The organism is Superficieibacter sp. (genome assembly GCF_032071645.1).
Taxonomy (GTDB): Bacteria; Pseudomonadota; Gammaproteobacteria; order Enterobacterales; family Enterobacteriaceae; genus Superficieibacter.
On record NZ_DAMAPU010000017.1, the window covers coordinates 68,576 to 80,482 of the forward strand.

Annotated in this window: 12 protein-coding genes; 7 read left to right on the top strand and 5 right to left on the bottom strand. The window is 55.5% G+C overall.

From position 1 onward, the window contains the following. The first annotated feature begins 52 nt into the window (after positions 1 to 52). On the top strand, positions 53 to 685 hold the full coding sequence (gene crp / locus RT197_RS19815; RefSeq protein ID WP_103677200.1) for a cAMP-activated global transcriptional regulator CRP: 633 nt from the start codon (positions 53 to 55) through the stop codon (positions 683 to 685). A 51-nt stretch (positions 686 to 736) separates the two neighbouring features. Next, a complete protein-coding gene (locus tag RT197_RS19820; protein ID WP_312952881.1) occupies positions 737 to 2,812 on the top strand; it encodes a YccS/YhfK family putative transporter in 2,076 nt (691 codons plus the stop codon). On the opposite strand, the gene RT197_RS19825 is transcribed toward RT197_RS19820, so the two are convergent. Beyond that, on the bottom strand, positions 2,802 to 4,022 hold the full coding sequence (locus RT197_RS19825) for an aspartate aminotransferase family protein (protein WP_312952882.1): 1,221 nt from the start codon (positions 4,020 to 4,022) through the stop codon (positions 2,802 to 2,804). The two genes, RT197_RS19820 and RT197_RS19825, sit on opposite strands and share 11 nt — an antisense overlap. Before the next feature lie 80 nt (positions 4,023 to 4,102). After that, positions 4,103 to 4,666: an aminodeoxychorismate synthase component 2 gene (pabA, locus tag RT197_RS19830; RefSeq protein WP_312952883.1), complete on the bottom strand. Its 564-nt coding sequence runs from the start codon at positions 4,664 to 4,666 to the stop codon at positions 4,103 to 4,105. Between the two features lie 159 nt (positions 4,667 to 4,825). Here pabA and RT197_RS19835 point away from each other — a divergent pair, with 159 nt between their 5' ends. Next, positions 4,826 to 5,185, top strand: a complete 360-nt coding sequence (locus RT197_RS19835) for a type II toxin-antitoxin system RelE/ParE family toxin (RefSeq protein WP_312952884.1) — start codon at positions 4,826 to 4,828, stop codon at positions 5,183 to 5,185. Next, entirely contained in the window at positions 5,169 to 5,492 is a 324-nt protein-coding gene (locus tag RT197_RS19840; protein ID WP_312952886.1) for a DNA-binding transcriptional regulator, read from the top strand. The genes RT197_RS19835 and RT197_RS19840 overlap by 17 nt, the downstream gene beginning before the upstream one ends. 44 nt (positions 5,493 to 5,536) lie before the next feature. On the opposite strand, the gene RT197_RS19845 is transcribed toward RT197_RS19840, so the two are convergent. The 3 genes from RT197_RS19845 to ppiA form a co-directional block, all read right to left on the bottom strand. Beyond that, entirely contained in the window at positions 5,537 to 6,139 is a 603-nt protein-coding gene (locus RT197_RS19845; RefSeq protein ID WP_312952887.1) for a putative adenosine monophosphate-protein transferase Fic, read from the bottom strand. Beyond that, positions 6,129 to 6,296 carry a YhfG family protein gene (locus tag RT197_RS19850; protein ID WP_312952888.1) on the bottom strand — a complete coding sequence of 56 codons (168 nt, stop codon included), beginning with the start codon at positions 6,294 to 6,296 and terminating at the stop codon, positions 6,129 to 6,131. Before RT197_RS19850 ends, RT197_RS19845 begins: the two co-directional genes overlap by 11 nt. Before the next feature lie 107 nt (positions 6,297 to 6,403). Continuing rightward, on the bottom strand, positions 6,404 to 6,976 hold the full coding sequence (ppiA, locus tag RT197_RS19855) for a peptidylprolyl isomerase A (RefSeq protein WP_312952889.1): 573 nt from the start codon (positions 6,974 to 6,976) through the stop codon (positions 6,404 to 6,406). A 278-nt stretch (positions 6,977 to 7,254) separates the two neighbouring features. Between ppiA and tsgA the strand changes: the two genes are divergently transcribed. The 3 genes from tsgA to nirD all read left to right on the top strand — a co-directional run bounded on the left by tsgA (position 7,255) and on the right by nirD (position 11,583). Next, positions 7,255 to 8,436: an MFS transporter TsgA gene (gene tsgA / locus RT197_RS19860; protein ID WP_312952890.1), complete on the top strand. Its 1,182-nt coding sequence runs from the start codon at positions 7,255 to 7,257 to the stop codon at positions 8,434 to 8,436. Positions 8,437 to 8,716: 280 nt separating this feature from the next. Beyond that, complete coding sequence (nirB, locus tag RT197_RS19865) at positions 8,717 to 11,260, top strand: nitrite reductase large subunit NirB (RefSeq protein ID WP_312952892.1); 2,544 nt, start codon at positions 8,717 to 8,719, stop codon at positions 11,258 to 11,260. Next, positions 11,257 to 11,583, top strand: coding sequence for a nitrite reductase small subunit NirD (gene nirD, locus RT197_RS19870; RefSeq protein ID WP_312952894.1), 327 nt, complete (start codon positions 11,257 to 11,259; stop codon positions 11,581 to 11,583). Before nirB ends, nirD begins: the two co-directional genes overlap by 4 nt. The last annotated feature ends 324 nt before the right edge of the window (positions 11,584 to 11,907 follow it).

An 11,907-nucleotide genomic window follows, 5' to 3' on the forward strand; every position in this document is an offset into this window, starting at 1 on the left:
AGGCAACGTCATTTAGCCGCCGGAGATAGTTTATAACAGAGGATAACCGCGCATGGTGCTTGGCAAACCGCAAACAGACCCGACTCTAGAATGGTTCTTGTCTCATTGCCATATTCATAAGTACCCATCAAAGAGCACGCTGATTCACCAGGGTGAAAAAGCGGAAACGTTGTATTACATCGTTAAAGGCTCCGTGGCAGTGCTGATCAAAGATGAAGAAGGGAAAGAGATGATCCTTTCTTATCTCAACCAGGGCGATTTCATCGGTGAACTGGGCCTGTTTGAAGAAGGTCAGGAGCGTAGCGCCTGGGTGCGGGCCAAAACCGCCTGTGAAGTCGCAGAAATTTCCTACAAGAAATTCCGTCAGCTGATCCAGGTTAACCCGGACATTCTGATGCGTCTTTCAGCGCAAATGGCGCGTCGCTTACAGGTCACGTCTGAGAAAGTGGGCAATCTCGCCTTCCTTGACGTAACCGGCCGCATCGCGCAGACGCTGCTTAACCTCGCCAAACAGCCGGACGCGATGACTCACCCGGACGGTATGCAGATCAAAATCACCCGTCAGGAAATCGGCCAGATCGTTGGCTGCTCGCGTGAAACCGTCGGCCGCATTCTGAAAATGCTGGAAGATCAGAGCCTGATCTCCGCACACGGTAAAACCATCGTCGTTTACGGCACCCGCTAAGTTCGTTCACCGGCGCATTCCACTGCGAATGCGCCGGTTTCGTTATTCTCTATGTGGCGCAGGCTGATCTATCACCCGGAAGTGAATTACGCACTACGACAAACCCTGGTGCTCTGTTTGCCCGTGGCTGTCGGTCTGATAATCGATCGGCTTCAGTATGGCCTGCTCTTCTCGCTGGTGCCCGCCTGCTGCAACATCGCCGGTCTGGATACCCCGCACAAACGCTTTTTCAAACGTCTGATTGTCGGCGGCTCGCTGTTCGCAGGCAGTAGCCTGGCGGTACAGCTTTTGCTGGCGCAGGGCGCGCCGCTGCCGCTGGTGCTTACCGCGCTGGCGCTGATCCTCGGCGTTACCGCGGAAATCAGTCCGCTGCATGCACGTCTGCTCCCGGCCTCATTAATTGCAGCCATTTTCACGCTTAGCCTCGCGGGGTCCGTTCCGGTCTGGCAGCCGATGCTGCTCTACGCGACGGGTACGCTCTGGTACGGTTTATTTAACTGGTTCTGGTTCTGGCTGTGGCGCGAACAGCCGCTGCGCGAGTCGCTCAGCCTGCTTTACCGCCAGCTTGCCGACTATTGCGAAGCCAAATACAGCCTGCTGACCCAGCATGTCGATCCGCAAAAAGCCCTTCCGCCGCTGCTTGCCCGCCAGCAAAAAACGGTCGATCTCATTACCCAGTGCTATCAACAGCTGTACATGCTGTCGGAGAAAAAACACCATAACTACAGGCGGCTGCGCTGGATGTTCCAGATGGCACTGGATTTGCAGGAACATATTTCGGTCAGCCTACACCAGCCGGAAGAGGTACAAAAGCTGGTAGAACAAAGCCATGCGGAAGCGGTGATCCGCTGGAATGCGCAAACCGTTGCCGCCCGTCTGCGGGTGATGGCGGACGATATTCTGTACCATCATTATTCTGGCCGCTTCAATATGGACAAGCAGATCGGCGCGCTGGAGAAAATCGCCCGTCAGAACCCGGATAACCCGGTGGGTCAGTTCTGCGCCTGGCACTTTAGCCGTATCGCCCGCGTGCTGCGCACCCTGCGTCCGCTTTATCCGCGTGATTTAATGGCCGACCGCCAGCGCCGTCTGCCGCTGTGGGCGGCGCTGAAAAGCTATTTATCGCTGAAGTCCCCCGCCCTGCGCACCTCGGCGCGTCTTAGCGTCATGCTCAGTATCGCCAGCCTGGCGGGAAGCGTTCTCCACCTGCCGAAGCCCTACTGGATCTTAATGACCATCATGTTCGTCACCCAAAACGGCTACGGTGCCACGCGGGTGCGCATTCTGCATCGAACGCTTGGCACGCTGGTGGGGCTGGTCATCGCCGGGGCGACGCTGCATTTTAACGTCCCGGACGGTTTTACGCTCTGCGCCATGTTGGCGATCACCCTTATCAGCTATCTGATCCTGCGCAAAAATTACGGCTGGGCGATGATCGGTTTTACAGTCACGGCGGTGTACACCCTCCAGTTGATCAATCTTAACGGCGAACAGTTTATTCTGCCGAGGATGATCGACACTGCGCTGGGCTGCCTGATTGCATTCGGCGGCATGGTCTGGCTGTGGCCGCAGTGGCAAAGCGGCCTGCTGCGCAAGAACGCAGACAGTGCGCTGGAGGCGGACCAGGAGGCACTGCGGCTGATTTTAAGCGACGATCCGCAGGCTCCGACCCTGGCGTACCAGCGGATGCGGGTCAACCAGGCGCATAACGCGCTGTTTAACTCGCTGAACCAGGCCATGCAGGAGCCGGGATTTAATAGCCGGTATCTGGAAGATATGAAACTGTGGGTCACGCACAGCCAGTTTATTGTCGAGCATATCAACGCCATGACCACGCTGGCACGCGAGCACAATATGCTGACGCCGGATCTGGCGCAGCGTTATCTGCAATCCTGTGAAATTGCGCTGCAACGCTGCCAGCAGCGGCTGAAATCTGACGGGCCGGGCAGCGCGGGGGATGTCAATATTCTCGAAGCGCCGGACGCCGCCCCGCAAGGGCCGTTAAGCACCATGGAGCGGCATCTGGAGCGCATTCTGGGGCATCTGAACACCATGCATACCATTTCGTCGGTAGCCTGGCGTCAACGCCCGCATCATGGGATTTGGCTCAAGAGAACTAAGCGTTAACCCGTTTCGCCACCGCCTGCGCGAAGCGTTCCAGCCCTTCGTGAATATCCGCCTCTTCTACCACCAGCGACGGGGCAAAGCGCATTACGTCCGGTCCGGCGTTCAGCACCATCACGCCTTCCTGCGCGGCGGCATACAGGAAATCCCGCGCACAGCCTTTGTACTGCGGCTTCAGCTCTGCGCCAATCAGCAGGCCCATTCCACGAATATCGCTGAAAATAGCGTATTTCTGGTCGATTTTTTGCAGATGCTCAACAAAAATCTGCCGTTTGGCGTTTACGCCGTCGAGCACGTGCGGCGTATTGATGATATCGAACGCCGCGCCCGCGACCGCGCAGGCCAGCGGGTTGCCGCCGTAGGTCGAACCGTGCGATCCGGCATGAAAGGCGCTGGCAATATCCTGGGTGGTTAGCATCGCGCTGATCGGAAAACCGCCGCCGAGCGCTTTGGCGCTGGTGAGAATATCCGGCGTCACGCCGTAGTGCATATAAGCAAAGAGATCGCCGGTGCGCCCCATTCCGCATTGCACTTCGTCAAAGACCAGCAGCGCCTGATGCTGATCGCACAGTTCGCGCAGCCCCTGCAAGAATTCCGGCGTCGCCGCCGTCACGCCGCCCTCACCCTGAATCGGCTCGACCACTACCGCGCAGGTATGATCGTCCATTACCGCTTTTACCGCGTGCAGGTCATTAAACGGGACGTGAATAATGTCAGCCGGTTTTGGACCAAAGCCGTCGGAGTATTTGGGTTGCCCGCCGACCGAGACGGTAAACAGCGAACGTCCGTGAAATGCGTTATGGAAGGCGATGATTTTGGTTTTGTAGGGACTGTGACGGGTGGAGGCATAGTAACGCGCCAGCTTAAAAGCGGTTTCGTTGGCTTCGGTGCCGGAGTTCATGAACACCACGCGCTCGGCAAAAGTGGCCTCGACAATCTTACGGCCCAGGCGTAGCGCTGGCTCGTTGGTGAACACGTTGCTGGTGTGCCACAGCGTTTCACCCTGCGTTTTCAGCGCCTCAACCAGCGCCGGATGACAGTGACCCAGTGCCGTCACCGCAATCCCACCGGCAAAGTCAACGTACTCCTTCCCCTGCTGATCCCACACCCGGCTGCCCAGCCCCTTGACCGGGATAAATTCTGCGGGTGCATAAATTGGCAGAATCACTTCATCAAACGTTGCGCGGGTAATTGCCGGTTGTTCAGTTGCCATGTGACGCCCATCCTCTTCATGCATAACTTAATATATAGTCATAAAATATGCATAAAAAATCATTCAATGGCAACTATAAATCAGCGATGCAGGAAATTCGCCAGCAGTTGATGGCCCTGTTCGCTGAGAATACTTTCCGGGTGAAACTGTACCCCTTCCAGATCCCATTCGCGGTGGCGAATGCCCATAATCTCCTGGGTGTCGCTCCAGGCCGTCACCCCAAAAATGTCCGGCAGCGTCGGCGGGTCGATGACTAACGAATGGTAGCGGGTGACGGTCAGCGGATTGTTCAGCCCGTGAAAAACGCCGCTGTCGTTATGCGTCACCGGCGAGGTTTTACCGTGCATGACTTTTTCCGCACGCACAATAGTCGCGCCAAACGCCTGGGCGATAGCCTGATGACCCAGACACACGCCCAGAATCGGCAGCCTGCCTGCATAATGCCGGATCGCCGCCAGCGAAATCCCCGCCTCGTCCGGCGTGCAGGGACCGGGAGAAATCACCAGCTTTTGTGGGTTGAGCGCGGCAATCTGCGTCAGGGTGAGTTGATCGTTGCGATGCACCTGCACCTGCGCGCCCAGTTCGCTGAAATACTGGAACAGGTTCCAGGTAAAGGAATCATAGTTGTCGATGATAAGCAGCATAGTGTGATCGGCATGAAGACAGGGAAGGACATGGTAGCAAATTACAGGGAAAGTATCAGGCGGCCCGGTGGATGCCGGGAATAAGGAGTTTGGAATGCAAGAGAAAACCATTTATTATAGCACCAGGTGCTATAATTCAGGCAACAGGATGTCGGCCTTATGCGAGTCTTTAAAACAAAATGGTTTAACCGCGCGGCTAAAGCTCATACGATCGCAGACAGCGAATTATGTCAGGCTATCGCCGCAGCATTAGAGGGTAAAGTAGACGATTTGGGAGGTGGGGTTTACAAAAAACGCCTTAACCAGAATCGCGATCGCGCCATCATCCTTGCCAGAGGGGGAGCATATTGGTTTTATACTTATCTGTATGCTAAACAAGATACCGCGAATATAGACAATCACGAATTGACCGCATTTCGTGAGCTGGCAAAACATTATGCAGCTCTTACAGATTTAAAAATCAAAGCGCTATTAAAGAGTAACGAACTCGTGGAGATCTGCCATGACTGTAAAAAATAAGTTCAAAAGCCCCGCCTTTGAAGCCATTCACAGCGCTGCTTGCGGATTATTCAGCGTTGATGCGATCCCCCAGGAAACCATGCGTCACTTTGATGCCGCCTGTCTTACTGACGTCAAAGACTTACAACCCACTGAAATTAAAGCGTTGCGCGAGAAATTCAACCTTAGCCAGTCTGTTTTTGCCCACTATCTTAATACCAGCGCTTCCACCATCCAAAAATGGGAAAGCGGGATCAAGCGTCCTAATGGACTGTCGCTCAAGTTACTTTCCGTGGTTCAGAAACATGGATTGAGTGTTTTGCTTTAAGCCTTTGTACGGGCCGTAAATAAGTCGGCCCGTGCAAATACCTGTTACTCCGCCTCTCCCGCCACGCTTACCACGTTGGCGAAAATCGCTTCCAGCGGAGCCAGATCGCCCATTGCGCCGCTCTGGTTAGCCTGTCGCCAGGCTTCGACGTCAACGCCACGCCAGTCCAGCACGTAGCCTGCGTGGATCGCCAGCTGTTCAAAGAAGATCCGCTGGGCCAGACCGTTGCCGAGGCGGAACGGGTGCAGGACGTTAATTTCGCAGTAATAGTGCGCAAGCCGGGCGATGAATTCGTCTTTCTCCAGCCCCGCAAGGTAATCCTCTTCTTCGAGGGACTGCATGAGCGCGTTCCCCTCGGTTTCGATGTACTGGAAATTGCAAAAACGGGTGTCGTCTTTGTAGATGTCGATTTCCCGCAGTTGCCCCGCCCAGTCAAAAACGTCCTGGTAGAGTTGGCGATGAATAGCGCACAAATGCGGAAGCCCGCGCACCTGCGGACCGAGTTCAATCGTCGCCGCCCGCAGCGCGGTCAGTTCATAGGCCGCCTGCTCAAGACGCTTGTCCTGGCGGATACCGAGCCGGTTGCGCAGCACATTAATGCCCGGATAGAGATAAGGGTCGCGCCCGTCGCCGTATTTATCGCTCATAGTGCCTCCTGAGTTCATCAAGACGCGTCAGTGCTTCTTCCGTCGTCAGCGATTGCAGAGGAATATCCACCCCTTCCAGACGACGGCTGGCCTGAAAGTTTTCATTGCGCAGGTGTTCCCAGAGACGGGTTTTTTGCTTGTCTGTGAGCTTTTTCATGCTCGCCTCCCTGTTGGTGCCCTTATGTGCTTCAAGTATAAGCAGCATTTTCGGGTTACGCAGAAAAGCAGAGGTGGCGCGGATCTGAGGGTCCGCGCCGGGACGTTTTACGGCAGAACTTTTGCGGAGAGGATCACAATCGGTTTGGACGGCACATTCTGATAAGGGCCAACGTCATGCGACGGCACCTGGGAGATTTTATCGGCGATGTCCATGCCTTTTACCACTTTACCAAATACCGCATAGCCGAAGTCGCGCTGACCGTGGTCGAGGAAGGCGTTATCCGCAACGTTGATGAAAAACTGGCTGGTCGCGCTGTCTTTGTCGGCGGTGCGCGCCATCGCGACGGTACCACGGGTATTACGCAGCCCGTTGTCGGCTTCGTTTTTGATAGGCGGGTTCGGCTGCTTCTGCTGCATCTGCTCATTAAAACCGCCGCCCTGCACCATGAAGCCTGGGATCACGCGATGAAAGGTCGTGTTGTTGTAAAAACCGCTGTTCACGTAATCAAGAAAGTTTTTTACCGAAACCGGCGCTTTCTGGCTATCCAGCTCCAGTTCAATATTCCCCGCCGAGGTGGTTAACAGAACATGCGGGTCGCCTTTGGCCGCTAATGCAGCCGGAGAAAGCGCAGAGAGTGTGAAAACGGTAACAACCGCAGCCAGAGTGGATTTGAGCATGTAAATTTCCTTAAAAAGGGGGCAAGGACAGCGAATGGCTTGATTCTAAAGAGCCTTTATCCCCCAGGCCAGCCTTTTACTTAATTTTACGCTGCTGAAACAGTTGTAACCGTCGGCAATGCGTTATCACGCGGCATAAAACGTGAGTAACATCACGTTAACGAATGTAATATTGCAGCGTTTGCGTAATAAACATTTAAATGCATCACTTGATTGCATAAAATCTATCCGCCCGGCGCAAAGTCAATGCGCTTTACATATTTATTCACAGGCCAGTCATGACTAACAGCAACCGAATTAAGCTCACATGGATAAGCTTTTTCTCCTACGCCCTCACCGGTGCGTTGGTGATCGTCACCGGGATGGTGATGGGGAACATCGCAGAGTATTTTAATCTGCCCGTTTCCAGCATGAGTAATACCTTTACCTTCCTGAACGCCGGGATCCTTATCTCCATCTTTCTTAACGCCTGGCTGATGGAAATCGTGCCGCTGAAAACGCAGCTGCGCTTTGGTTTCGTGCTGATGGTGCTGGCGGTAGCCGGATTAATGGTCAGCCACAGTCTGACGCTGTTCTCCGCCGCAATGTTTGTACTGGGACTGGTCAGCGGGATCACCATGTCCATCGGGACGTTCCTTATCACCCAAATGTATGAAGGCCGTCAGCGTGGATCGCGCCTGCTGTTTACCGACTCCTTCTTCAGCATGGCGGGGATGATTTTCCCGATGCTGGCGGCGTACCTGCTGGCACGCAGCATTGAGTGGTACTGGGTTTACGCCTGCATCGGTCTGGTGTATCTGGCTATTTTCATTCTGACCTTCGGCTGTGAATTCCCGGCGCTGGGCAAACACGCGCAGAAAACGAGCGAACCGGTGGCAAAAGAAAAATGGGGCGTCGGCGTGCTGTTCCTGTCAATCGCCGCGCTGTGCTACATCCTCGGCCAACTGGGCTTTATCTCCTGGGTGCCGGAATACGCTAAAGGTCTCGGCATGAGCCTTAACGACGCCGGTAAACTGGTGAGCGATTTCTGGATGTCTTATATGTTCGGCATGTGGGCGTTCAGCTTCATTCTGCGCTTCTTTGACCTGCAACGTATTCTCACCGTGCTGGCAGGCGTGGCAACGGTGCTGATGTACCTGTTCATCAAAGCCCAGCCGGAGCATATGGCGTGGTTTATCCTGACGCTCGGCTTCTTCTCCAGCGCGATCTATACCTCTATTATCACGCTGGGATCGCTGCAAACCCGCATCCCGTCGCCGAAACTGGTCAACTTTGTCCTGACCTGCGGCACTATCGGCACCATGCTGACCTTCGTCGTCACCGGGCCGATTGTCGCAAGCAGCGGCCCGCAAGCAGCGCTGCTGACGGCGAACGGTCTTTACGCGGTGGTCTTCGTCATGTGTCTGGTGCTGGGTTTTGTGACTCGTCACCGCCAGCATAGTCTTGCCAAAGCGCACTAAGTTCTGCTACCCCTTTTCGTTCTGAAAAGGGGTTTTCTCCCTCCCTCTGAATGTGTATTTCCTGTTAAATCCGGGAGTATGGGCATTTGCTTAAAACGCTCACTATTTGGCTGCAAATTAATCAATCCTGAAACCCCTGCCTTTTCCGTTACTTAGAAAAATACTGACAAATCAGCAATCTACCCATTAAGTAGTAGTGAAAGACGTATTTGATTTACATCAATAAGTGCCGTTGCTGAATCGTTAAGGTAGAGGTATTAGAATAGAAATCGAGGCAAAAATGAGCAAAGTCAGACTCGCTATCATCGGTAACGGCATGGTGGGCCATCGCTTTATTGAAGATCTGCTGGATAAAGCCCCGGCAAACCAGTTCGATATTACCGTGTTCTGTGAAGAACCCCGCATCGCCTACGATCGCGTCCACCTGTCTTCTTACTTTTCACATCATACCGCTGAAGAACTGTCGCTGGTGCGCGAAGGGTTTTATGAGAAGCACGGTATTAACGTGCTGATCGGCGAACGCGCTATTACCATTAATCGCCAGGAGAAGGTGATCCACTCCAGCGCCGGGCGTACCGTATTTTATGACAAGCTGATTATGGCGACCGGCTCCAGGCCGTGGATCCCGCCGATTAAAGGCTCGGAAACTCAGGATTGCTTTGTCTACCGCACGATTGAAGATCTGAACGCGATTGAATCCTGCGCGCGCCGCAGTAAACGCGGAGCGGTGGTCGGCGGCGGTCTGCTGGGTCTGGAAGCGGCGGGCGCGCTGAAAAACCTCGGCGTAGAAACGCACGTGATTGAATTCGCCCCGATGCTGATGGCTGAACAGTTGGATCAGATGGGCGGCGAGCAGCTGCGTCGCAAAATCGAAAGCATGGGCGTGCGCGTCCACACCAGCAAAAACACCAAAGAGATCGTTCAGGAAGGCGTTGAAGGGCGTAAAACCATGCGCTTTGCCGACGGCAGCGAGCTGGAAATCGACTTTATCGTTTTCTCAACCGGTATTCGCCCGTGCGACAAACTGGCGACCCAGTGCGGCCTGGCCGTGGCGCAGCGTGGCGGGATTATCATTAACGACACCTGCCAGACGTCTGACCCGGATATCTATGCCATCGGCGAATGCGCCAGCTGGACCAACCGCGTGTACGGCCTGGTCGCGCCGGGCTATAAAATGGCGCAGGTGGCGGTTGATCATATCCTGGGCACGCCGAACGTCTTCCAGGGTGCCGACTTAAGCGCCAAACTGAAGCTGCTCGGCGTGGACGTCGGCGGCATTGGCGACGCGCATGGCCGCACGCCTGGCTCGCGCAGCTACGTGTTCCTCGACGAAAGCAAAGAAGTCTACAAGCGTCTTATCGTCAGCCCGGACAATAAAACCCTGCTCGGCGCGGTGCTGGTCGGCGATACCAGCGATTTTGGCAACCTGCTTCAACTGGTGCTGAATGCCATTGAACTGCCGGAAAACCCGGATGCGCTGATCCTTCCCGCGCACGCGGCTGGCGGCAAACCGTCCATCGGCGTGGATAAACTGCCGGACAGCGCGCAGATTTGCTCCTGCTTCGACGTCACTAAAGGCATGTTGATCTCAGCGATTAACGAAGGCTGCCACACCGTTGCCGCACTGAAAGCTGAAACCAAAGCCGGAACTGGCTGCGGCGGCTGCATCCCGCTGGTGACTCAGGTACTGAATGCGGAACTGGCGAAACAGGGTATCGAAGTGAATCACAATCTGTGTGAACACTTCGCGTTCTCCCGTCAGGAGCTGTATCACCTGATCCGCGTGGAAGAGATCAAATCTTTCGACGAACTGCTGAACAAATACGGCAAAGGCTACGGCTGTGAAGTCTGTAAGCCCACCGTCGGCTCGCTGCTGGCATCCTGCTGGAACGACTATATCCTGCAACCGCAGCATACGCCGTTACAGGATACCAACGACAACTTCCTCGCCAATATCCAAAAAGACGGCACTTACTCGGTGATCCCACGCTCTGCCGGTGGCGAGATCACCCCGGAAGGATTGATGGCAGTCGGCCGCATCGCCCGCGAGTTTAACCTGTACACCAAAATCACCGGTTCACAGCGCATCGGCCTGTTCGGCGCACAGAAAGACGATCTGCCGGAAATCTGGCGTCAGTTGATTGACGCGGGCTTCGAAACCGGTCACGCCTACGCCAAAGCGCTGCGTATGGCGAAAACCTGTGTTGGCAGCACCTGGTGCCGCTACGGGGTGGGTGACAGCGTTGGCTTCGGCGTAGAGCTGGAAAACCGCTACAAGGGCATCCGTACTCCGCACAAAATGAAGTTTGGCGTTTCCGGCTGTACCCGCGAATGCGCAGAAGCGCAGGGTAAAGACGTGGGGATCATCGCTACCGAAAAAGGCTGGAACCTGTACGTCTGCGGTAACGGCGGCATGAAACCCCGTCATGCTGACCTGCTGGCGGCGGATCTGGATCGCGAAACGCTGATGCACTATCTCGACCGCTTTATGATGTTCTACATCCGTACCGCAGACAAACTGACCCGCACCGCCTCCTGGCTTGAAGGTCTGGAAGGCGGCATTGATTACCTGCGCAGCGTGATTATCGACGACAAACTCGGCCTTAATGCGCAGCTTGAAAGCGAAATGGCGCGCCTGCGTGAAGCGGTGATCTGCGAGTGGACCGAAACCGTGAATACGCCAGCCGCCCAGGTACGCTTCAAACACTTTATTAACAGCGATAAGCGCGACCCGAACGTTCAGGTTGTCGCAGAGCGCGAACAGCATCGCCCGGCGACGCCGTATGAGCGTATTCCGGTCACTCTGGTGGAGGAAACCGCATGAGCCAGTGGCAAACTATCTGCAAATTAGAGGATATCGTTCCGGCGACCGGCGTATGCGCGCTGGCGGCAGGCGAGCAGGTCGCCATTTTCCGTCCGCGTAACGATGACCAGGTTTTCGCCATCAGTAATATTGACCCGTTTTTTAATGCCAGCGTACTGTCGCGCGGCCTGATTGCTGAGCACCAGCAGGAGCTATGGGTGGCAAGCCCGCTGAAAAAGCAGCGCTTCCGCCTGCGCGACGGGCTGTGTCTGGAAGATGAAAGTCACTCGGTGAAGCATTACGAAGCACGAGTGAGAGAAGGCGAGGTGCAGGTGCGGGTGTAACACTTTCCCCCTCACCCCGGCCCTCTCCCCGGGGGAGAGGGAGAAAACCGGCACCGGACGCCATCCTCGCGCTCGGACCGTTCCCTCTCCCTGTGGGAGAGGGTCAGGGTGAGGGGCGGCACCATACCGGCAACTTCCCCTCACCCAAGGGAGAGGGATAAAACCGGCACCGGACGTCACCCTCGCGCCCGGTCAGTTCCCTCTCCCTGTGGGAGAGGGTCAGGGAGAGGGAGAAAACCGGCACCGGACGCCACTCTCGCGCTCGGACCGTTCCCTCTCCCTGTGGGAGAGGGTCAGGGAGAGGGAGAAAATCGGCACCGGACG